Origin of the sequence: Streptomyces sp. NPDC048331, assembly GCF_043201215.1 — a bacterium.
Lineage (GTDB): Bacteria > Actinomycetota > Actinomycetes > Streptomycetales > Streptomycetaceae > Streptomyces.
Window position 1 is genome coordinate 17738 of record NZ_JBICYT010000051.1, and the last position, 21412, is coordinate 39149.

A 21412-nucleotide genomic window follows, 5' to 3' on the forward strand; every position below is an offset into this window, starting at 1 on the left:
CCGCGGCGGGGGGGGGGGGGGGGGGGGCCGCCGCCCCCCCCCCGCCCCCCCCCCCCCCCCCCCCCCCCCCCCCCCCCCCCCCCCCCCCGCCGCCATGTTGTAGATCAGTGCCGGGAGGCCTCCCAGGCCTCATCCAGCGCGCTCTCCAGCCCGGTCGGCAGGTAGCCGCCCTCCAGCAGCACCGCCGCCGCCTTACGGGTGTCACTCGCCGCCGACTGCTTCACGCCGAGCACCTCCATCACCACGCTGAGCGGAACCGCCTCCAGCTGCTCCTGCTCCGTGGCCCTGTCAGGAGCGACCCCGGCGGCCAGCAGCATGCGGGCCACAAGACGCTCCGAGCGCTCACGCGGACCCAGCCGCGCGTAGTCCTCGGCCTGCTGAGCCCGCGCCTCGATCAGCCCCTGCTCGTACCGTGCCGCGGCCGCCGCCTTCTCCGCCGCCGCGCGGTCCGCGGCCGCCACCGCCTTGTCGGCCTCGGCACGCGCCGCAGCCGCCGCCGCGCGCTCCTCCTCAGCGGCCCACTTCTTCTTCTCCGCCTTCGCCTTGGCCGCCTCCGCGCGCTGGCGCTCCGCCTCCGCCTCGGCCCGCTCCGCCTTCTGCGTGTCCTCGGCCGCCTTCCGGCGCGCGGCCGCCGCCTCCGCCGACTCCAGCGCCTCGGCCTCCGCAGCCGACTGCCGCTCCGCCGCCGCACGCCGGTGCTGCGCCGCCACCTTCGCAGCAGCAGCAGCCGCCTCCGCCTCCGCGCGGGCGGCCTCCGCCTGCGCGGCGGCCGTTCCCGTCCTGGCCGCCTTCGCGTAGGTGGCGACCTCTACATCAGCGTCGTCCTCCAGGGCGCGGAGACGGTCCTCCTTCTCCTGTCGGCTCACCCGCTCCGCCTCCAGGCGTTCGTCCTCCGCCTTGGCGCGCTTGCGCTCCTTCGCCTCGCGATCCCACTTCGCCGGGAGGGCGAGGGCCTTCTCCACCGTGTAGCCGCGGGGCGCCATCGTCATCGGCAGCAGCTGGATCTCGCTCGCCTTCGACAGGTCGCCGTCAAGCTTCTGCGTGAGCCAGACCCGGTACCCCTCCAGCGCCTGCTCCCGCTCGACCATCTCGTCATAGCTGCGCACCGCGGCCAGCCGCATCCGCCGGTACAGCCGGCCCGTACGGACCGGGGACAGCACCCAGCGGTGCAGGGGGATCCGGTCGGTGGCCGTGCCGTCCTCGATGCGGGCCGCGTGCAGCAGCAGCTTGCGGGCGGCCTCGACGCCCAGGACGAACAGGCCGGGCATGGCCGCGTGGCTCAGGGCCCACAGCGGGTCAGCGGCCAGCCCTTCCCACAGCGAGCCCTTGCCGATGCCGTCCGAGGCGTTGAGCAGGACCGTGAGCAGCGTCATCGCGTGGGCGGCGAACCGCAGGACCGGCCACGGCGTACGGCGGCGGACCATCACCAGGTCGAAGGCGAGCAGCGCGATGATCGAGGCGTCGACGCCGATGGGGAACCACGGGGCCAGCGTCGGGCCGAACCCGTGGGCGAGGGCGAACCGCTCCAGGGTGGAGTACGAGGCGGCGAAGCCGATCCCGCCCACCAGGGGCATGCCGATCACGGCCACGGCCATCAGCAGCCAGCCCACCCACCGGCTGGGCTCGGAGGCCGCGGGGGTGGCCTCCTTGGCCGGGGTGGCCGGGGTGGCCTGGCCGGTGGCCCCGGCCACGGCCTCCCCCTGGCCGACCGGCCCCGGCCACCCCTGGCCGCCCTTGCGCGGCGGGGGCGGAGCGCCTTCAGGTCCGGCCGGAGTGCCCTGCCGTGGGGCCGGAGTGGCCCCGGCCGTGAGCGGAGTGGCCCCGGCCATGGCCTCCCCCTGGCCTGCGTGGTGGCCGTCCGTCAGCGTCTCGTTCATCCCGGCATCTTCCCCCGTCGGACGTGGAGCCGGAGCACCGGCCCGCCCAACCGGAGCGGCGGCCGGTCCGGCCGGAGCGAACGGAACGGGCGGGCGGGTCAGATCGAACACGGTCTCGTGCTGGGTCGTCACGGATACCTCCAAGGTGTGAGCGGGGTGGGTCAGATCCAGGAGTCGGGGACCTGGCCGGAGCGGAGGATGGCGGCCTCGGCCCGGTAGTCGGCGGCGTGTCGGCGGGCGATCGCGGCGCAGCGGCGCGCCAGAGCGCGGGCGGCCGGCGACTCGGTGCGGTCAGCGGCGGCGGTGAGGCCGTCGCGAGCGGAGTCGTCCGCCCGGGTGGCCGCGGCCTCGAACTCGGCGGCGAGCGCGGTCAGGTCGGCGGGCGTGAGGGTCTCGATGTCGATCGGTTCCATCAGGGGTCCTTCCAGCGGGCCCCGGACCGGCGCGGCGGCCGGCCCGGGGCGGTATCAGGGGTGGCGGTGGCGATGCCCCGTCGGGGGTGCACTTCCGCGTGTTGGACGGGCGGTCAGGAACCGGACTGGGGGTGCGGGCGGGCCGGGGCCGGGTGCGGCTCGGTACGCCCGTCCCGCTCGTGCGGCGTGGGCGTCACCGGCAGGGGTGCGGCCATCAGCAGGCCCCGCACTGACCGGCGACGGTCTCGGTGTCCACCCAGGCTCCGCACTTGGAGCACTGCCACAGGTGGGCGATCACGCCCAGGAGCCGCCTCACCGCAGGATCTCCGCGGCCAGGGCGAGCAGACGCGTGGTCCAGCCGCCGCAGCGCGCACACACGTACTGGCGGTTCTTCGGGTCGTGCTTCATCGGCCGGCCGTGGCACACCGGCGCCGTGTGGCGGGCCATCAGTCGTTGTCCCGGGTGAGGCGGCCGTTCGTACCGTTCGGCTCCCCCGCGACCGGGCGGTCGTCCTGGCCGTACCAGCCCTCACTGGCCTTGTAGACGTGGCCGCTCGACCGCTGTTCGGGAGTCAGCTTCGCGGCCAGCTCGTCCTGGGAGATCGCTTTGCGAAATGCCATGATGAGCACTCCTGTTCCTGTCGGGATGGGTTGCGGGGCGGCCGGCTTCTTGGCAGTGGACGGCCGCTCCGCGCATGTGTTTTTGGAGCCGTCTGAACGGCTCCCCTCGACCCGCCCCCGCGCACGTGGCACGGGGGCGGGCGGGCAGCTGGCAGGCGGTGGGGCTGTACTGACGGATCTACCGACGAGCTACTGACGAACGGCTACCGACGAGGAGTCGTCAGTAGGTTCGCAACGCTCTGACCTGCACTCGTCTGTGGCGAGCGGGGTCTACAGGCGGGTTACTGACGGCCGTCTGTAGCCGCGTAGCGGGTGTGCGGGGGACTGCCCAGGGCCTCCACGACGCCCATGTCAGACCACTCCTTCAGCCACCCGCCGACCGTGGTCGCGGGGACGCCGACCGCGTCCGCGACAGCGGCGCGCTTGATGCCCCTGGGTCCGGCCGACCGGATGAAGTCCAGGGCGCGGGCCCTCTGGACAGCCCCGGCCGGGGCGGACGGAGCGGGTGCCGGCACCGTGTTGAGCCAGCCTTCGAGGACCGACCAGTCCGCCACCGCAGCCTCCGGCGTGGATGAACCGGACGCGGGCGGAGCGGGCGCCGCCGGGATCGGAGCACTCGGCCCCGGAGCGGGGGCGCGCAGCGCGCGAACCATGTCCTGGACGGCTTCCATGTCGTTGCCGTCCAGCCACAGCGACCGCACGGTGGACACCCGGCCCTCGCGCAGAAGCAGCCCGGTTCCGCGCTGCTCCGGGTTCAGCAGGTGCGCGGAGTAGCCGCGCCCGGCCATGCCCTTGCCCAGGATGGTGTTGGACTCGTCCGCGCCGGTGGCGTACATGCACCAGCGCCAGATGAGGTTCGCGGTGACGAGGCGGTCCAGTACCCCGGCGGTGGAGAGCTGGGTGGCCAGCACCAGGACGATGCCGAACGCCAGCCCGCGGGCGGACAGGGCGATCAGGTGCTGGGTGATCTTCTTGCCGTTCTTGGTGTCCAGGGTGAACGCCGAGACCTCGTCGATCACCACCACCTCGAGGGTCAGGCCCTCGGTGCCGACCAGGTCCGGGCGTTCCGCGAGGGACTCCACGCCGAGTTCGGCCAGGCGGGTGGCCCGTACGCCCATCTCCGCGACGAGCGCTTCGAGGCGCTTGGCGAGTTGCTTGGCGCGCTTGTCCGGGTCCCAGACGTAGGAGGCGGTCAGCCCCTTCCACCGGTTCTGGCCGGGGTGCTTGCCGTCCGCCAGGTGCAGACGGACCCTCGAGTCCAGCAGACACCCGGCGATGATCAGCCGCAGGGCCGCACCCTTGCCGGAGCGGGACGAGCCGCCCAGCAGGATCGACACGTCTTTGAGCCTCAGGAACAGCAGCCGGCCGAACGCGTCGACCGCGACCGGGATGCCCTGCTCCCACACGTCGACACCGCCGAGCATGTCCGCCGTGCACAGCACCGGTTCCGCGAACGGGTCGGTGGTGAAGCCGGAGACGCGCAGCGTCTTGTCGTCCGCGCCGGCCACCTGCTCGACGTGCAGGCGGGCCCGGTCCAGACCGAGTTCCCCGCCCAGGTTCTTGCGGGCGGCGACCACGTCGTCCACCGTCGCGCCGTTGTCGTCCGGGAGGCGGACCACCGCCGTCCACCGCTCCGGCGTGACCTCCGGCGCGGCCAGCAGGGTGACCTGCGTGCCGCGCGGGATCACCCGGCACGCCGCGAGTGCCTTGGACAGGGCGAGCACCAGGTGGTGCTCGGTGCCCTCCGCCGGAGCCGTGCCCTGCGCGGCCGGAGCGGTGGCGGGTACCGGCGGAACCAGCAGCCCCGGGACCGGAGCGGGTACGGCGGCGTGCGGAGCGGGCGGGATCACCATGGGGGTCTCGGCGATCAGGTCCGCCGGTACCGGGCGGACGGTCAGGTCGTAGGGCTTGGGACCGCGCGCCCAGGCGCTGACCATGCCCAGGGCAGCGGCGGCCGGGGCCGCCCACCACGTCGTCGTCACTGACAGGGTGGCGATCCCGGCGGCCGGGGCCGCGAGCACCGTGCACCGCGCGGCGGCGATCCGCCGGCGCCGGTGACGCACCTGGCCCGGGTCCAGGGACGGCACCTCGAACTCGCCCAGCGCGCGCAGTGCGGTGGTGTGCCGCTCGGCTTCCTTGACGGCCGCTTTCAACTGGGCCTTGGCGGCCGGGGTCAGGCCCCCGTCCTCCTCCGCGATTCGCTGGAGTTTGGTGGCCTTCTTGTGGGCCTTGAGGACCAGGCGGCGGTGTTCCTCCAGCGCCTCCTGGTGGGCCTCGGCGCGAGCTTTGACGATGCGGCGCAGCAGCTCTTCGTTGGAGACGGTGTGCCCGCCCGCCCAGTGGGCGAGGGCAATGGCCAGGTGACGGGCGCCGGACCTCGTCCGGCGGGCGGGACGCTGGCTCATCCGATCAGCACATCCCCGAGCCAGGACAGCAGCGGGACACCGAGCATGGACGCCCAGCCGCCGATCGCTGCCGTGATCCCCCACGTGGCGCCGGTCAGCCCGCCGGACAGGGCGAGGGCACGCTCTTCCCACCCCTTGGCGAACCAGATGAACAGTGCCAGGCCGATGATCATGCAGAACGCGAGCCAGGAGCCGGAGTAGGAGAGGACCTCGCCGGTGGAGAGCGGGACCGCGCCCGCGCCGGACTGCCCGACCGCCGCGTTCCCGACCGTGGCGCCGAGTTCGTTGCCGGTGCCGGTGAACCCGCCGCTGATCTGCCCGAGGAGACCGCCGGTGACGGCGGAGGCCATGACCATGGTCAGCGCGGCCCCGCCCCAGGGCAGCAGAACCTTCTTCTTCTTGAGCGCCTTCAGGCTCCGGCCCCGCGAGTAGTAGATCCACATGGCCGTGACCACGGCGAGGGAGAACCCGAACGCGGCCCCGGCCCGGGTGACCACGTGGGTGAAGGTGATCAGATCCATCTCAGGCCCCCACGATCCAGGACGCCACCAGCAGGCGGGTCGGCTCAGCGATCAACGTGCCGCCCACAGCGGCCACCAGCAGCGCGGCGCACGCCCACCGGCGGATCCGCCCGCCCGTCACCGCGCCCACCCCGGTGATCACCGATGTGATCACCGCCGTGGAGAACGCCGCGTGAACCGAGACGTTCGCGGCGACCGGGCCGGCCACCCGGTCCGCCCACACCAACGCCGGAAGCGTCCCGAGGCCGATCACGGTCAGCGTGCGGACCGGGCGCGCCCTGCGGATCGCGGCGCGGACCCGGTCCCAGTCCACCGCGTTGTTGTCGGACGGAGCCCGGTCCGCGATCTCGTCTACGTCCGGCGCCGACCATTCCGGAATGTCGTCCACCCCGGACGTCGGGGCCGGGACGTAGGCCACCGAACGCGGCGACACCCCGAACTCCGGGTCGTCGAACAGCCGGTCCAGCCAGTCCTCGGTCGGCTGCTCCTGGCGCGCCTCCGGCACCACCACCAGGTACGGGCGGGCAGTCGGCCAACCCGGCGGCAGCGGGGGAACCCCGCCCACCGCGCTCACAGCGCACCGCCATCGAGCCGGGCCGCCAGCCACGCCCGAACCCGCAGCTCGTCCCCACCCAGGTCAAGCGCCGTCGGCGCCGCCGGGGCCGGCACGGTCAGCGCCGTGGTGCAGAACCCGGACGGCAGAACCGTTCGCGTCCGCACCACGGCGCCGCGCGCACAGCGCTGCACCCTCCACCTGCGCAGAACCTCTGTCACCATCACCACGTCGGCGTCCTCTCAGATCGGACTACCCGACAGCGGCTGTGGGGTTGCACCCCCTCGGCCGCCGCCCGGTCGGTGCTTACGACACCGGCCGGGCACCTGCGTATCTGCAGGTCGGGATCGCCCAGGCACACCGCTGGCTAGAGCGATCTGGTCGACCGCGCCAGCAGTTATTGACTAGGCATTAATGAGAATGCCGACGCTGCGGCGTATTGTCAATAACGACTAGGCGATATGGTGGCCCTGTGGCCCCCAGGCCGACACAGGAGGTGACCACCATGACTAGCTCCGGAGACCTCTCCGCCGAGCTACGCCAGCGCATCCGCGAAGGCGAGTTCGCTGTGGGCAGCAAGCTGCCGACCAACGCCGAGCTGATGGCCGCGCACGGCGTGTCGAAGGGGACCGTGACGAAGGCGATCAGCGCTCTCGCGGACGAGGGTCTCGTCTACTCCTCTAAGCGGGCCGGCACCGTGGTTCGCGCCCGGACAGCCGTGCAGATCCCGCTCAGCCGGTACGGGCAGACCCTCGCCCCCGGCGGCGCGCTGGGCCCGTGGGAAACAGCCACAGCGGCCCAGGGTCTGGACGGGTACATGCAGCTGATCGCCGTGGAACGGGTCCAGGCTGACGCCGACACCGCTGCGCTGCTGAACCTCCCCGAGGGCGACGAGCTCGTCTACCGCGTCCGCCAGGCACTCATCCGCCCGTCGGACGTTGTCCAGATCCAACACGCCTGGTACCCCGCCGCCCTGGCCGAGGAAGCCGGACTCGACAGCACTGGAAAGATCACAGGCGGCGTGTACGGCGCACTTACAGCAGTGGGCCGCCGGCCTGCCACCGCCACGGAGACCGTCAGCGCCAGGATGCCCACTGAGGCCGAGTCCGCGCAGCTCCGCATCGGCGGGCGAGTCGCCGTCCTCACTCTTAACCGCGTCACCTTTGACGCCGCCGGTCACCCCCTCGAGGTACTTCGGGCAGTCGCTCCGGCGGACCGGCTCCAGCTCTCTTACGACAACCTCCCCCTATGACACAGACAGGGGGAGCGAGGCACTCCCGCGCTCCGGCGCTCACGGGGCGGGTGACGGTGACGGCGCCGCCCCGAAGGGGATCCCTTCGTGTATCTTTCAGATACCTATCGATCATGAAGGGTTGCATGATGCCGAATCCGGACCCCTTGGCGCGGGTCGACGCTCTCCTGGACGACGTCCTGCCGCCGCCGCATGTGCGGCAGCAGCTGCGCCTCGCCGCGGGGCTCACCCAGCTGGAGGTCGCGGAGGCCGTGGGCGTGAAGCGCCTTGCGGTGGCTCGATGGGAGCTGGGTCAGACCAATCCGCGGCGGCCCCACCGGGCGGTCTACATGCACCTGCTCAAGAGACTCGCAGAGCGCTACCCCGACGCTGCGGAAGCGGACGCGGGCATGCTGACGCCAACCTCCGAAGGGGGATTGGGATGACCTAACGGCCATCGGCCGCGCGCGCCAAAAAGCGGACTACCAATCCGCTGGCCTCGCGCGGCCCGTCTACCGACCGGGGTTCATACCCCTTGTCGGCCGCTCAGGTCCCAGTTCGCACCTGGTCCTGAGCTGCGGCTCACCGAGCCGCTCTTTCTTTCCACCACCGGCCACTCACCACGGCCACCACAGCTGTAGCAGTACCGCCCGCTTCACCGGAGGCCCCCACCACAGGGGTCTTCGCGCTCCACAGGCAACCAAGAGGGGGGAGAAATCTCCCTCCGCCCGATCGGTGTCTGCCCCGCTTCTCACGAAGGGGGGCGTCCCGTCACATCCACATCCGGTCGTCCGGCCCCGAGGGGCTCAAGCGGTCCAGCTATATGGAAGGCGAGGTCGTTTCTCATAGTGCACGAGAGTGGTGTCCCTTGTCAGGTCGACCCTGTCCGTTTCACCCCGGTTCAGGCTCGGCAGGCGTCCCGCGTGACGGGATCGCCGTCCAGTTCATTCAGCTATACGCAGTTCGTACCGGAAGTTGGATTTCCGGTACGAAGCTACAAGAGCAGCACTTTCGGGGCGGGTTCGCTGCGCGTGGTCGCGGCATCGGCCGCCCCGCTCACGCACCCGCTCGCGGAGGTCGACAACTCCGTCGACAACGACGTCCGCGAGGGCGGCGTCCCGTGTGGCGGGACGGCCTTCAAGATTTTTGCCCGCCGTGCGGGAGTGCCGGGGGGTATCGGGGCTGAGCGGGCTCTGTCCACAGGCCGCCTGTTGCAGGGTCGGCGGATGGATCACGAAACAGCTACAAACGGGGGTGTCCGCTTTGGCGTGTACACCTGCCCGATGGCTACTCAGACGACGTTGGGAAGTTCGGCTTCTGCGGTGTGCACCGCTCCCTTCGATGCGGTGGGCCGGTGAACGGCGTGGCGGTCCCGGCCGCCGCCCTGGTCCCCGCTCAGCGCTCGTCTATGTCCCCTGTGGCGGCCAACGCTGCCCAGACGGTGCGTCGCCAGCGGGTGAAGGTGCCGATGCGGCTGGTGTCGTCGCCGTTCTACGCGGACGTCGCGCTGTCGGTGTACGTGAAGGTGAAGGCGCTGGCGGCTCGGCCCGAGGGGTGTCAGGCGCGGTCGGCGACGATCGCCTCGTACTTGGGGCTGTCGGTGGCGTCGGCGGAGCGGGGGATGACGCAGCTGTCCCATCCGGGGCCGGACGGGATCGTGGAGCTGTGGTCGAACCGTCGGACCCTGCCCGGCGGCAAGGGCCAGTCCGCGCTGCGGTCGGTGCGGCCGATGACGGGGACGGAGGGGTTCGTGTGGCTGCCGGTGGCGGCGTCGGAGGACCTCACGCCCCGGCAGCTGCGCGCGTACGCGGTGATCGCGTTCGCGGAGCAGATGGGCATCGCGCTGACCGAGGGGGAGCTGGCGGGGCACCTGCGCCACCACTCTGGCAGGAAGGCCGGCCAGCCCATCACCGCGGCGGCGGCCGGTGAGGTCATCGACGGCTTGGAGGCGGCGAAGTGGGTGACGGTCCAGCGGCGCGCGGGCGCACAGGGCCGCCACCGGTTCATCGCCCACGACATCGCCCCCACGGCCGCTGTGGCCCGCTGTGAGCCGGTAGCAGAGGCGGAGCCGGAGACGGTCCAGGAGGGCCCGCAGGAGCCCGGCGGCGGAGCCGTGGAGGGTGCGGGTAGTTCGCTGGTTGGTGAGGGATCGGGTCTGTCGTTTGATGAGGGATCCCTCGCGAATAGGGAATCACCTAGGACTGACTCACCTGATGACGAGCGCGCACTCATCTCACCCGCCGTAGGCGAGGTACCGGTAGTTGAGGCTGCTGAGGCTGTGGAAAATCCGGCTGACGCGGAGGCACGTTCGGAAGGCGAGGGTGGTGTCGCGCTGCGCGCGGGTGAGATCAGCCAGTCCTCCTCGAAGCCGAACGGCGAAAAGCGCAGCAGCAAGGGCCCGGTGTCGTCCCGGTCGTCGTACACCGGACCGCAGCTGGCCATGAGCCCCGAGATCTATGCCGTGTTGGAGCCGGTCCACGTGCTGCTGGAGCGTGTGACCAACGACTTCGTCGTCCGGAAGATCGCCCGTGAGGTGGGCCGTCAGCTGCGTGAGGGAACCGTTGCCGACCGTCTCCACCACCGGCTCACGGCCCGCCTGGCCAAGGTGATGATCTCCGACATCCGCGACCCGGGCCGGTGGCTCCTCGGGGTGGCCCTGCCCCGCTGGGGCTGCGGCCACCAGGACTGCGAGGCTGGCATCATCTGGCGGACCGGGGCGGCCTGCGAGCTGTGCGCCGAGACCGTCCAGGACCGGTTCGCCGCCCGCCAGCGCGAGCAGCGCCTGGAGCAGGGCCTGTGCCCCCAGCACGGCACCCGCCCCGGCCCGTCCGGGCACTGCGCCGACTGCGAGCTGGAGGCCGTCATCCGGCGCCCGGCGCGGGTTCCGATGGCCCGGGAGCCCGAAGGCCCGCAGCGCTCTTCCTGCGGCGGCTGTGGATGCGTGATCTTCCTGACCGGCCCGGCCGTCGACACCGGCCTGTGCAAGCTCTGCCGCGAGGAAGCCGGCGCCCTGGCCGCCGTCGAGCCCGCTGCTCCCGCTGCGCCGTCGGTGTCGGGGACCTGCTCCAGCCGCGACGGTGAAACGCCCTGCACCCGCATGGCCCTGCCGACCCGCAGCGTCTGCCTCACCCACCGCTCCCAGGAGCTTGCCCAGGAGGTGGTGGCGTGATGAGCCAGACACCCCAGCCCAGCGGCGTGGACCTGGCCCGCGTCGCACTGCGGGCGGCCCGAGAGGCCGCGAAGAAGAACGGCACCCGCACGGCGAAAAGCAAGCCGCGGGTGACCCGGACGGTCCGGCGCGACGGCCGAGCCCCCATGGGCCTCGGCGAGGCGTTCACCGCGCTCATGGCCGAACGCGGCTGGGACATCCCGGCGGCCGGCGCCAGCCTGTGCGAACGGTGGGCGGCCCTCGCCCCCGACCTCGCCGATCACGTCGCGGCGGTGGGCTACGACGCCGAGCGCCGAGAGCTGACGCTGCGCCCGGACTCCACGACCTGGGCGACGAAGGCTCGCCTGGAGGCGCCACGGATCATCGCCGACGCCAACCGGTCCGCGCGCACCGGCGCGGTCCGTACGGTCCGCGTGCTGTCACCCGGCCCTCTGCCCGCGCCCAGCGCGGCCGCCGAGCCGGACACGGTGAGGACCCCGGTTCCGCAGGGGCCGGTGCGCACTCGGGAGACAGCGGCGGCCGGCTACCACCGCGCGCTCGAAGCCCACCAACAGGTTCACACGCAGCGGCAGCCGGACCCGGCCATCGCAGCTGCGGTGGAGCGGCAGAACCGGGTCCTTCGGGAGGCGAGCCGCCGCGCGTTCCCGGAGTCGGAGGCGGTCCGTGACGATCAGCCGGCACCGATCGATGCCGCCCTCGCTCAGCGGCGCCGTGACGCCGAAGCCGTCCGGCGCAGTGCGCTGCATCGGGCCCGAGCCGAGAGGGCCGGACTCGCCCAGCTGCCCGTCCGGGTCCCGACCGCCCCTCACCCGCTGGAGCAGACCGGATGAACAACTGGTTCACCAGGTGCTGCTCAGGGGCTGGTGGTGCGGTCGCTGAGATAGCGCTGGTCGGCGGTCCTTACCCGATCCCGTGGCCGGGGAACTCGCCCTGCCTTGGGGACACCTCCTCGGGGCGTGCGACGGCTGCACCGGGGGCAGGGCGGGATGACTCGATCCGGCCCCACGGCCGCATGCAGGTCGGTAGCGTCCCAACTCATGAGCACACACCGAGCCTCCCCCGATGAGCCGTGGCCCGGCTGGTCGACCAGCCGGGCGGCTCAGGCCGCGTACGGCAAACACCTGGTTCGCATCGGCCAACTTGTCCCAGCACTGCTGTACTCGCAGGTCATGGACCGCCAGCACCTGGCGGCCGCGCACACCGCTCGCCGCCAAGACCTCGTCGACTCCCAGGTCAACAGCCTGGCCATGGAGTGCCGAGACGACCTGCTGGAGAGTGCGGCCGTCCTGGACGCGCTCGCTCTGTGCCACGGCCACGGCAGCTACCTGATGCGCCCTTACCGGGAGGACTCCCACAACCCGGTGCCGACAGACGTGGAACTGCGCACCGACGCCTCCGACGTTGCCGATCAGCTCGTGCGCCACGACCAGGAGCACGGGACCAGCACCACCGGTGACATCCCTGCGGCCCTGGAGAACGGCTGCACGGACGCCGAGCGGGACGCGGTCCGTGCCTATGCCCGGCGGGAGTGGATCAAGTCCCAGGAGCGATGGCCTGGCATCTGATGTCCGCCCAGGAGCGCGGCGTCGGCTGTGTTCACGGCCGCGTGGACAGCAGCTGTGGGACGCGGCTGTTCTGTCCGAGCCACGCGGCGACGTCCTTGTCGATGTACTCGACCAGGCGCAGCACCTCGGCGTGTGCGGCGGGGAGAGTGAGCCGGCGGCCGTGGCCGCGGCGGTCGGTCTGACCGGGCAGGGGAACGCCGCTGATCAACGGTTCGTGGTGGGCGGCGCGGTTGCGCAGCGAGCGGACGTGGCTGGCGGTGGTGAACACGGTGGTCCGCTTGCCGCCGCTGTTCGGGAACGCCTTGTGGAGGGCCTTGCGCCACAGGGTGGAGTCGTAGTCGACGTTCTGCCGGTACGGTCCGTCGCCGCGGGTGCCGCCCTTGTCGAGCAGGTTCACCCAGCAGCCGAACGTGGACTCGGCCACCAGCTTCCCGGCCGGCACCGTCCGCAGCGTCTTGGCTTCCGGCTTACCCGTCCTGGGGTCGGTCGGCATGTTGATGTTGCGCCACGTGCCGCGGAAGCCGCTGATCGTGCGGTCGTCGAACAGCTCGGCCTGTGCGTACCAGGCGTGCCCGTACGCGCCGGCAAGCTGCTCCGCCATGGCGTTGCGCAGAATGATCTCCGTGAGGGCGATCACCTCGGCGAACGCCGCCGATACTCGCACGTTCCACAGATACAGCTCCATCGCCGCCTGCGGGGATGCCGTGACGGCGAGGTAGGGAGCCAGGCGGGGGCGGGAAATCAGCGGCTCCAGGAGCTTGAGCTGCGCTGCTGTCGGTTGTATCTGCACAACAGAGATGTATCATGGGTGAAAGATTCCCCGGTTCAGCCTCTGGCTTAGGCTACGCGGCCGGGGTCAGACTTTTGAGGGCCTTCACCCAGCGGGTGAAGGCCCTCAGCCTTTCCCTGGGCATCCCGTTGGTCGTCAACCGCCAGCGAGGGCAGGCCGCGCCTTCGGGTGAACACGGGGCTGACGTCCGATGCGGGGGCGGTTTCCTCAGCACACTCGCGATCGTGACCGCTACGACACCGAATGAGCCGGGCCGCCCCGGTCGGGATCTTGACAGCGCGCCCGTTCCGGCGGGGGAGACGGTGTCCGGTACGGGCCGGGTGCAGCTTTCGACGTGGCTGTGGCGCTGGGTGCTCGCTCCGCGGACGACGTGGCAGGCTCGCCGCCTGGCGGCCGACTTCGGCCCGGGCATGGACGCGCGCACCGCCTGGGTGATGGCCCGCCTGGCACGGCACCCCGACGAGCACGGCTACGCGATGCACCACCTGGACCCGGCGAAGAACACTCCTCGTGACGAGTGATTTCCGCACCGATGGCCTGATCACCCAAGAGCAGGCATGCACCAACTTCCGCCGCATCCTGGACGCGGCCCGCGAACGTAGGGACCGTGACCGGGCCCGTGGTGTGCTCCCGCCCCAGGTCGAATTCATGCTGCGCCGCCTCGAATACAAGCAGCACACCCAGTCCGCCCCGGACGGCACTGACGCGGACGCCGTGCTGCTGCACCTCGCAGGCCATTGGTCATCCCCAGTGGCGCCCTATACGTCCCTGGTGCGGCTGGCAGAGGCCACCGGACTGGGTCTTGCCGCGCTCCGCGATGCCCTGACCCACCTCACCGCCGCTTCAGAGGTGCAACTGTCCCGCGGGAACTCGCCGGCGCCGGTCAACCCGATGGACGTGACCGAGACCGCTGGCTTCGAGGTCCTTGCGGACTGGCACCTGATCAACCACAGACGCCCAGGTCCGCAAGCACAGTCTTCTGCGGGGTGAGCCTGCCCACCGGATCCCGGGCGAGGCATCCTCACCCACCACCTCACTAGCGACGGCGGCCGCCGCCGGTACGACGCACCGCGCACCACCGGCGTGACGGGCGCGGCAGGTCAGACAGCCGCCGTCTGCCGGGCGGCGGCGCGCTGCGCGGCGTCGAACTCGGCAAGGGCCTCGTGCAGGCGGGCGGCGAGTTCGGGCGGGGTGTGCTTGTCCCCGGCGCACCAGCGCAGGTACGGCTCCGCGCCCTGGAGCAGGCCCGAGCGTGGGTGGCCCGTCACCAGGGCGCGGTGGGTGCCGCGTTCCAGGTGGTGGCTCCAGGAGTCGACGTCGACCTCGTCCTCGGGCGCGGCGACGTGCCCGTCGACGAACCCGCCCTTGGTGGTGGTGCAGCAGTTCCATCCGCGCTCGATGACGCACCGCTCGCACGCGAGGGTGCCGAGCATGTCCGGGTAGCGGCGCTGCCACTCGCCATCGAGGGCGATGACGTCCCCGGCGAGCGGGATGTTCTTGGCGCACAGGCAGCACCTGATGCGGAACGCGACGGACACGGTGGAGCTCCCAATCACCTCGTGAGCCGGACCCGCTCAGCCTGGCAGCCGGCCCTCGCCCTGCAACGTCGCCATGCCGCCCGGGCGCTCACCGGCGCTGTGCGTGCAACACGCACTGCAACAGACCGCTGCAACAGAGGGCTGCGACGCACCCCGTTGCGGCCCTGACCTGCGCGAACGGTCTGTTGCACAGCTTACCCGCTCGCGTGTTGCAATCCTCCGCATTGCGCGATCCGTGCGCGATCCGATGCGCGAATCAATGCGCGATCGGGTAGGATGTCTATTGGAGGTGACCTCTGTGTCCACTGATGAGAACGCGTTGTTCAGCGCTGTCGATGCGCTGCTGGAGCAAGTCGCGCAGGACGACCTGCCGAACCCCGCGGAGCGCAAGCGCCTGCGGGAGGCGGCGGGCCTGAGTCAGGAGCAGATCGCGAAGGCGCTGAGCACCCGCCGGGAGGCGGTGGGGAACTGGGAGATCGGCAAGACCGAGCCGCGGCCGCCGAGGCGCGCTGCCTACGCCCGGCTCTTGGAGGCCCTCGCCGCCCGCTACCCCGCACCGGCGGCCAACGCTGACGGGTCGTACGTTCTGCCGCCGACCCCCACGTTCGCGGAGCACTTGGAGATGGAGGCCAGGGCGAAGGCGGACCCGAGGCCCTTCGTCCTGCCGTCCCTGCCGTCCCTGCCGCCCATCCCGCCGCCGCTGGACGAGGCCCCGGCGGCCGAAGCGCCGACGCCCCCAGCTACTGCCGTACGACCGGCGCCCGCCGCGCAGCCCGCTGCATCGTCGCGGCGCCCGGGTGCGAAGAAGGCGGTGGCGAAGAAGACCACGACGTCGGCGGCCGCCGTCGACCCGCGCTTCGAGAACGGTCCGCTCGCGGTCATCGACGCCGACGCCGACGGGCAGGTGTCGGCGTACTGCGTCGGCGGCCTGGTCCTGGACGTGCCCGCCAAGACCCTGCCGGCCCTGGTCGACTGGACGCTGACCGAGGCGAGGCTCGGGCAGGCCCGCCTGCACCGCAGCGGCTACGACGCCGACCCGATGCTCGTCCTCACTCCGGCCGCGCTGGAGCGCTACGGCCTGCCCCCCGCCCTCACACCCGAGGAGCGCAGCGCCGGACGCCTCAACGACCGCCACAAGGTCATCAAGCAGATCGAGCGCGCCGGGCTGGAGCTCACCAAGCGCGGCTTCGGGGCGTGGACGCGGATCTTCTACCGGCCCGAGGACGGCAAGCGGCGCTGCGTGCAGCTGTGCATTCCGGCCTGGGGCGCGCTGCCCACGAACGAGTGGGACGACAAGAAGGACCCGCAGCTGCCGACGATGTCGGCGGCGGACCTCGCCAGGTTCCTCGGCTCGTACGCGGAGCGGGTGATCACGCCGCGCGGCTTCACGGCGACCACCGGCCTGGCGCTGATGACGGCGCTGCGCCCGCCGACCCGCGCGGAGAAGGACGAGGAGACCGGCACGTTCGAGCGGGCCTTCAACGCCGACGCCCTGACGCAGGTGTATCCCGTGGTGGAGTGCGAGGTGCCCGACGAGCACCCGATCCTGAAGGGGAAGTGGCCCCGGCACCACCAGCGGACCCCGGACCAGATGCTGATGGAGGAGCCGTTCAGCTGGTGCCGTGAGCTGACCGACGACGAGTGCCTGAAGCCGTACCTGGTCGGCATCGACGTGAACATGGCGTTCGCCGCCGCCGCCAACAGCCTCGTCGTCGGCCTGAACGGGCCCACCCACCTCACAGGCAACCCCGCCTTCGACAAGTCGCTGCCCGGCTCGTGGCTGGTCGACCTCTCCCACGTCGACCTGTCCCGCGCCCGCGTGGGCGGGCGCACCGTCGACGGCGACCGGCTCCCGAGCCCGTTCACTCCGTCCGGGGAGCGGCCCACCGGGCCGGCCTGGTACGCCACACCGTCCGTCGCGTACGCGGTCCAGCTCGGCTTCGATGTCGCCCCGATCGAGGCGTACGTGCGCACTGAGACCGGCCGCTACCTGGACCCCTGGTACGACCGGCTGCGCGACGCCTACCTGGCGACGATGGCCGACCTCGGCGTCACCCCTGGCATGGACGACCACGAGTTCCTCGAGGCGATGGCCGCCGTCAAGGACGGCGACCCGGCGCTGAAGCTGCTGCTCAAGGCGATCAAGGCGACCGCGAAGGGCGGCATCGGCAAGCTGCGCCAGCGCAACAGCCGCGGCGAGGTCCCGTTCTACGAGCCGTGGCCGGCCCTTGAGCGCGAGACGTGGCGCCCCGACATCCGGGCCGCGGTCCTGTCCACCGTCCGCGTCATCATGCACCGCAAGATGATGAAGACCGCCGCCGCGGCCGACATCTACCCCGTCGCCATCGCCACCGACTGCCTCGTCTACCCCTCCAACGGGCCCTCCCCGCTCGACCTCCTCCCGTATACGCCCGACGGCAAGCCGGTCACCGGCACGTTCCGCCTCGGCGTCTCGCCGGGGATGGTCAAGCACGAGGGCACCCAGACCGTCCTCTGGGCGGCAGCGGAATTCGAAAAAAGCGGGGGCCTGTTCAACATCGCCCGGAACATCAAGAACGGCCGCCCGGCCGACGACGACGGGGAGTAGACGATGGTCAGCTCGCTCGGGGACAGCCTGGACCGCGCCCTGGAGAAGGCGTTCACCCGCCCCGCCCCCAAGAGCGCTCAGGCGCAGATGAAGTACCTGGTCAAGCAGCTCAAGGGCACCAAGGCGGCCGCCGCCGCGCTCGGGGTGTCACAGCGGACCGTGGAGCGGTACATCAAGGGACAGCTGAAGCGTCCCCGCCGCGACCTCGCTGCCCGCATAGAGCGCGAGGTCAAGAAGCGGTGGCAGCCGCAGCTGAGGGCGAAGGCGAAGAAGGCCGCCGCGACGAGCACCGGGATCGTCCTCTCCACCCAGGCGCGCTTCGGGTTCACCGCGGCCCCGGGCACCACCGACGACGGCCGGATGCGGCACATCACCCAGGCGCTGTCCCCGCAGTGGGCCCAGAAGCTGTTCGACGCCCGCGACCAGGGCGCCACCGAGCAGCAGCTCCTGGACATCGCCGCGCAGGGCTTGGGCCACCACTACTTCCGGGACAACGGCCGCCGCGCCCGCGACCTGGACGTGGAGTTCACCGACGTCCAGGAAATCGACATCACCCTCTGACCCGCCACGGAGGAGGGCCCCACACCGCGTTGGCGGTGCGGGGCCCTCCTCCGTGGCGGGTCAGAGGGTGGCGGCCTGTTCGTCGGCCAGCGCCTTGCGGGCCTGCTGCCAGCCTTCGTACGTGGCGGTGTGCAGCGTCTCCATCCGGGCGAGCGTCTTCGCGATGTCGTCCTGCTTCATCGTGCTGTTGGCGAACTCCAGGAGCACCTCCACCATCGCGTGGTTCTTCCAGAGCCTCAGTTCCGCCTCGCTCACGAGCTCCGGGCCGCCGGCCATCATCAGGTCGACCAGGCGCTCCCGGGCCCGCCACTCCCGCTTCCGGTGCCACCAGCCCGCGTCCGGCCGGTTCAGCTTCCGCACCCTGAGGATCTGCTCCACCAAGGCCCGGATCTGGCCCTCCTGCTCCAGCGTCCACTCCTGCCCAGCGCCGCCGGAAAGCGCCCGGACCGCCTCCTGGGCGGCTTGGCCGTCTGCGCCCGCGCCATCGCTGCCCAGCGCCTCCACGGCCTTCCTGAGCGCCGCTGCTGCCGCCTGTGCGTCGTCGTGTTCAGACACGCTTGTCCCCTCTCCTCCGGACGCGCAGCCTGCCCGGTGACCCACGCTCGGAGCAATCCGGCGTTCCTCTCCACAGCCGAACCCGTGCAAAAACCCCGGGGTGACCTGATGATCACTAATCGTTGATGAACGGTGACGAGGTGTCAGTGGTGGGTGCTTTCATTGGTCAGTTGTGCAGGGAGGCACAACCTGACTGATGAGGGGGCCGCGTGCCGTCTGTCGTTGAGCACGAGCGCAACGGATTCAAGGTTCGCGCGCACTGGCGCAACCCGGCGGGGTCGAGCAAGCAGGTGATGCTCCTCGGGTTATTCGTGTTCGCCGCGTTCGTGTTAGGCAGCAAGCCGATGGGCGGGGCTCCTGGGGAGCAGAAGCCCGTGCCGGAGTCGACGGTGTATCCGATCAAGTGGCCCGGCTGGGACCAGCCGGTGGTGCGGCCGCAGCCGACCGTCTCCTACCCGATCGTCTTCCCCAGCACCGGGACCGGCCGGTGAGCCGACGCCGCCCCGCCCGCAGGACCAGCCGAAGCCGGCGCCCCCGGCGACGCAAGGACTCGGGCCTGGAGCAGTTGGCGTTCATCGGTCTGCTCGCCGTAGTCGCCCTGAGCCTGGTGATGGGCGTCCTGCGCTGGCTGGCCGCCCATCCCTGGATTGTGGTCCTCACGCTGCTGGCAGCGGCCGCCGCGGCGGCGGCCTGGTGGTGGCGCCGCAGTGAAGCGGCACGGTGGGAGCAGATCAAGGCGCAGGGTCTGCGGTACGCGGTCGACCAGCTGGACCGTCTGCACCACCGGCAGTTCGAGTTCGCGGTACGCGACCTCATGCACCGCGACGGCTGCCAGGACGCACAGCAAGTCGGCGGCCGCGGCGACAACGGAGCCGACGTGAAAGCGACCGACCCCTATGGGCGCAGGTGGGTAATCCAATGTAAGCACCGCAAGGACGGCTGGTCCGGGAAACCCGTCGGCACGCCCGACCTGCACGTCCTCAACGGGACCGGCCGCCAGGTCCACGGCGGTGATGTGCTGGTCATGCTGACCAACGGCCGCATCACCAGCAACGCGGTGGACTTCGCGAAAGACCAGCGCCTGCACCTGGTGGACCGCAAGCTCCTCGCCGAATGGGCCGCCGGCTCCCGCCCCCTGTGGGAACTGCTGCGCCAGATCCCCCCACCCCGCAAACCATCCTCCCTGTCCTGATCTCGGGCACACCGACGGACAGGACTAGGACGGCTCGTGCCTCGCCTCGAGGGGCGGGGCACCATGCCCGCACCCGCACCCCGGGAGTCTGGGGTGGCCGTGAAACGGGTGTGGGTGCGGACCGGGTGCGGACCGGGTGCGGTCTCAGCCGCCCGCTCGGGAGACGCTGTTCTTCAGCCCCCCTCGCACACGGGGCGGGACAGGAAAGTGATCAGCCGTCCGCCGTACCCGGCGGTACCCGGGATCGTTTCGGCGCGCAGCAGCGGCCCGGTCTGGGGCCGAGCGTGAGGGCGTTGGCCAGTGAGGGCGGCCAAGTGCTCACGGGCGGTCCGCTCGCTGGCGCCGAGGGCTGCGGCGATGTCCTCCGCGCGTGCCTGAACGCTCCACTGTCCCTTGGCCAACGTGGCGAGGACGAGCAGCAGTCGGGCGCAGGTGCGGCAGGGCAGCGTGGCGCTGACGGCCCAGTCCAAGGGGGAGCGTGCTGCCCACTGGGAGGAGGCGACCTCCACTTTGGCGGGGGTGCGCCGGTCTTTCTCCAGTCGGCCGCACTCGGCCAGGTAGGAGAGATGGAACACGGCAGTGGGCCGCGCGATGCCCGCCGCTGTAGCGATGGCTGCGCCGGTCAACGGCCGGCCCGGGTGCTCGCGGTGGTGCTGGGTCAGGATGCTGAGGATCTTGACGCAGCTTCCGCATCGCTCCGGCGGGATCGAGGTGTGTAAGGCGCTCACAATTCCCCCTCAGCCTTCTTGGCTGGTTCGGTGGCGGCCGCTGGGCCGCCGCATGCAGGTCGTCCGCCTTCGTCCCGGCCGGATGACTGGCGAAGACGCCGAGACAGACGGGGCGTTGGAGTGCGGCCCCCGTCGCGGCCCGGATGGCCGAGGCCGCACTCCGTTCCGTCGAAACTACCGGCTATCAAATCGAGCGCGGGACCTGTTTTCGCTGGCCGGGCAAGTGACCGCGGATCAGAGGAATCGTTGTGCCGAGCGCTCGTCGGGACGCCTGGCCCCTTCTCGCGCGGGGACAGTTCCCGCTGGACGCGCCTCTTTCACCCATGCCGCCCCGGCGACACCGAGCCCCCGAAAGCAGGAGCATGACCCCGCCGTACGCCACCGAGAAGCAGCTGCTGACCGCAGTCGCTGCCCTGGGCATCGACGTCCCCGACGACCTGGGCTGGAGCAGCCATGACGCCGAGCTGCGCACCGCCGCTCTGTGGGCGCTGCTCTGGCGCTCCGCGGGTGTCGGCTACGAGGAATCCGTCGCCGGCCCTGGCCACGCACGCGCCTACTACACCGGCCCCTGGGCGTGGCCCCTGGCCGAAGACCAGGCCCGCCGCGCCTGGTTCGAACTCGGCTTCGCCGGCGACCGGCTGGACTCCCTCACCATGACCGTGCCGCCCTGGTCGGTCGGGCTTCCCCATGAGGATGCTCCCGACGACCCCACGGCAGCGACCAATGGATGGGCGTACGCCGCGAGCACCGCCGTCAGCCTCGCGCGGGCCCTTCTCGGTCCGCTGCGGTGGATGTCGTCAGAGTGGGCCCCGGCCGCCATCTCCGAGGCGGACTTCACGGTGCGCCGCCTCCGGGCCATCCTCGAGGAACTTGGCGACGCCACCGCACATCCCCGGTGCGAGCACTGCGGCGGCCTCCAACGCATGGTTGCCGTTGCTCCCGAGTGCCGGGACTGCTTCGTCTCCGAGCCAGCCGCCAAGACCGGGGGCGGCGAGTAGATGGCAGCCAGCGGGCGGGGCGCTCTCCGTCGGTTGCCTCTAGGCAATCGCAGTGGCGTGTGCAGTACTTCCAGTTGCCCATAGGCAACTCGGGCCGACGAGCCCCTCT

At 71.6% G+C, this 21412-nt stretch carries 23 protein-coding genes; 12 read left to right on the top strand and 11 right to left on the bottom strand.

What is annotated here, in order from left to right:
• Positions 1 to 104 precede the first annotated feature (104 nt).
• From ACGFYY_RS37930 to ACGFYY_RS37960, 7 genes are all read right to left on the bottom strand, one after another.
• On the bottom strand, positions 105 to 1877 hold the full coding sequence (locus ACGFYY_RS37930; protein ID WP_393716641.1) for a DUF2637 domain-containing protein: 1773 nt from the start codon (positions 1875 to 1877) through the stop codon (positions 105 to 107).
• Between the two features lie 161 nt (positions 1878 to 2038).
• The gene (locus ACGFYY_RS37935) at positions 2039 to 2290 is read right to left on the bottom strand and encodes a hypothetical protein (protein ID WP_393716643.1); all 252 of its coding nucleotides are present in this window, start codon (positions 2288 to 2290) and stop codon (positions 2039 to 2041) included.
• A 312-nt stretch (positions 2291 to 2602) separates the two neighbouring features.
• Positions 2603 to 2737 carry a hypothetical protein gene (locus tag ACGFYY_RS37940; protein ID WP_393716645.1) on the bottom strand — a complete coding sequence of 45 codons (135 nt, stop codon included), beginning with the start codon at positions 2735 to 2737 and terminating at the stop codon, positions 2603 to 2605.
• Positions 2737 to 2910: a hypothetical protein gene (locus ACGFYY_RS37945; protein WP_393716647.1), complete on the bottom strand. Its 174-nt coding sequence runs from the start codon at positions 2908 to 2910 to the stop codon at positions 2737 to 2739. Before ACGFYY_RS37945 ends, ACGFYY_RS37940 begins: the two co-directional genes overlap by 1 nt.
• Positions 2911 to 3191: 281 nt before the next feature.
• Positions 3192 to 5315 (bottom strand): hypothetical protein, encoded by a 2124-nt coding sequence (locus ACGFYY_RS37950; protein WP_393716648.1) that lies wholly within the window; start codon positions 5313 to 5315, stop codon positions 3192 to 3194.
• Positions 5312 to 5836 (bottom strand): hypothetical protein, encoded by a 525-nt coding sequence (locus ACGFYY_RS37955; protein WP_393716650.1) that lies wholly within the window; start codon positions 5834 to 5836, stop codon positions 5312 to 5314. Before ACGFYY_RS37955 ends, ACGFYY_RS37950 begins: the two co-directional genes overlap by 4 nt.
• A 1-nt stretch (position 5837) precedes the next feature.
• Positions 5838 to 6410, bottom strand: coding sequence for a hypothetical protein (locus tag ACGFYY_RS37960; protein WP_364859532.1), 573 nt, complete (start codon positions 6408 to 6410; stop codon positions 5838 to 5840).
• Positions 6411 to 6894: 484 nt separating this feature from the next.
• Here ACGFYY_RS37960 and ACGFYY_RS37965 point away from each other — a divergent pair, with 484 nt between their 5' ends.
• The 5 genes from ACGFYY_RS37965 to ACGFYY_RS37985 all read left to right on the top strand — a co-directional run bounded on the left by ACGFYY_RS37965 (position 6895) and on the right by ACGFYY_RS37985 (position 12354).
• Positions 6895 to 7641: a GntR family transcriptional regulator gene (locus ACGFYY_RS37965; protein WP_393716652.1), complete on the top strand. Its 747-nt coding sequence runs from the start codon at positions 6895 to 6897 to the stop codon at positions 7639 to 7641.
• 125 nt (positions 7642 to 7766) lie between these two features.
• On the top strand, positions 7767 to 8066 hold the full coding sequence (locus ACGFYY_RS37970) for a helix-turn-helix transcriptional regulator (protein ID WP_364859541.1): 300 nt from the start codon (positions 7767 to 7769) through the stop codon (positions 8064 to 8066).
• A gap of 962 nt (positions 8067 to 9028) precedes the next feature.
• Complete coding sequence (locus ACGFYY_RS37975; protein WP_393716668.1) at positions 9029 to 10789, top strand: hypothetical protein; 1761 nt, start codon at positions 9029 to 9031, stop codon at positions 10787 to 10789.
• Entirely contained in the window at positions 10789 to 11619 is an 831-nt protein-coding gene (locus tag ACGFYY_RS37980) for a DciA family protein (protein ID WP_364859547.1), read from the top strand. The genes ACGFYY_RS37975 and ACGFYY_RS37980 overlap by 1 nt, the downstream gene beginning before the upstream one ends.
• A 207-nt stretch (positions 11620 to 11826) precedes the next feature.
• Positions 11827 to 12354, top strand: a complete 528-nt coding sequence (locus ACGFYY_RS37985; protein ID WP_364859550.1) for a hypothetical protein — start codon at positions 11827 to 11829, stop codon at positions 12352 to 12354.
• A 31-nt stretch (positions 12355 to 12385) separates the two neighbouring features.
• Here the strand turns inward: ACGFYY_RS37985 and ACGFYY_RS37990 are convergent, their stop codons facing one another.
• On the bottom strand, positions 12386 to 13144 hold the full coding sequence (locus tag ACGFYY_RS37990; RefSeq protein ID WP_393716655.1) for an Abi family protein: 759 nt from the start codon (positions 13142 to 13144) through the stop codon (positions 12386 to 12388).
• 320 nt (positions 13145 to 13464) lie between these two features.
• On the opposite strand from ACGFYY_RS37990, the gene ACGFYY_RS37995 reads away from it, so the two are divergent.
• The gene (locus ACGFYY_RS37995) at positions 13465 to 13665 is read left to right on the top strand and encodes a hypothetical protein (protein WP_364859555.1); all 201 of its coding nucleotides are present in this window, start codon (positions 13465 to 13467) and stop codon (positions 13663 to 13665) included.
• Positions 13655 to 14134 (top strand): hypothetical protein, encoded by a 480-nt coding sequence (locus ACGFYY_RS38000; protein ID WP_364859558.1) that lies wholly within the window; start codon positions 13655 to 13657, stop codon positions 14132 to 14134. The genes ACGFYY_RS37995 and ACGFYY_RS38000 overlap by 11 nt, the downstream gene beginning before the upstream one ends.
• Before the next feature lie 110 nt (positions 14135 to 14244).
• Here the strand turns inward: ACGFYY_RS38000 and ACGFYY_RS38005 are convergent, their stop codons facing one another.
• Positions 14245 to 14682 carry a hypothetical protein gene (locus ACGFYY_RS38005; protein WP_364859561.1) on the bottom strand — a complete coding sequence of 146 codons (438 nt, stop codon included), beginning with the start codon at positions 14680 to 14682 and terminating at the stop codon, positions 14245 to 14247.
• A gap of 259 nt (positions 14683 to 14941) precedes the next feature.
• Between ACGFYY_RS38005 and tap the strand changes: the two genes are divergently transcribed.
• Both tap and tpg read left to right on the top strand, forming a co-directional pair.
• The gene (gene tap, locus ACGFYY_RS38010; RefSeq protein WP_393716670.1) at positions 14942 to 17269 is read left to right on the top strand and encodes a telomere-associated protein Tap; all 2328 of its coding nucleotides are present in this window, start codon (positions 14942 to 14944) and stop codon (positions 17267 to 17269) included.
• Positions 17270 to 17272: 3 nt separating this feature from the next.
• Positions 17273 to 17830: a telomere-protecting terminal protein Tpg gene (gene tpg, locus ACGFYY_RS38015; RefSeq protein ID WP_364859563.1), complete on the top strand. Its 558-nt coding sequence runs from the start codon at positions 17273 to 17275 to the stop codon at positions 17828 to 17830.
• 60 nt (positions 17831 to 17890) lie between these two features.
• Here the strand turns inward: tpg and ACGFYY_RS38020 are convergent, their stop codons facing one another.
• Positions 17891 to 18385: a hypothetical protein gene (locus ACGFYY_RS38020; protein WP_393716659.1), complete on the bottom strand. Its 495-nt coding sequence runs from the start codon at positions 18383 to 18385 to the stop codon at positions 17891 to 17893.
• A gap of 209 nt (positions 18386 to 18594) precedes the next feature.
• Between ACGFYY_RS38020 and ACGFYY_RS38025 the strand changes: the two genes are divergently transcribed.
• Both ACGFYY_RS38025 and ACGFYY_RS38030 read left to right on the top strand, forming a co-directional pair.
• Positions 18595 to 18876, top strand: coding sequence for a hypothetical protein (locus ACGFYY_RS38025; RefSeq protein WP_364859569.1), 282 nt, complete (start codon positions 18595 to 18597; stop codon positions 18874 to 18876).
• On the top strand, positions 18873 to 19577 hold the full coding sequence (locus tag ACGFYY_RS38030) for a restriction endonuclease (RefSeq protein ID WP_393716661.1): 705 nt from the start codon (positions 18873 to 18875) through the stop codon (positions 19575 to 19577). Before ACGFYY_RS38025 ends, ACGFYY_RS38030 begins: the two co-directional genes overlap by 4 nt.
• Before the next feature lie 173 nt (positions 19578 to 19750).
• Here ACGFYY_RS38030 and ACGFYY_RS38035 read toward each other — a convergent pair whose 3' ends face one another.
• Entirely contained in the window at positions 19751 to 20305 is a 555-nt protein-coding gene (locus tag ACGFYY_RS38035; RefSeq protein WP_393716663.1) for a hypothetical protein, read from the bottom strand.
• Between the two features lie 362 nt (positions 20306 to 20667).
• Here ACGFYY_RS38035 and ACGFYY_RS38040 point away from each other — a divergent pair, with 362 nt between their 5' ends.
• Complete coding sequence (locus ACGFYY_RS38040; RefSeq protein WP_364859578.1) at positions 20668 to 21303, top strand: hypothetical protein; 636 nt, start codon at positions 20668 to 20670, stop codon at positions 21301 to 21303.
• The last annotated feature ends 109 nt before the right edge of the window (positions 21304 to 21412 follow it).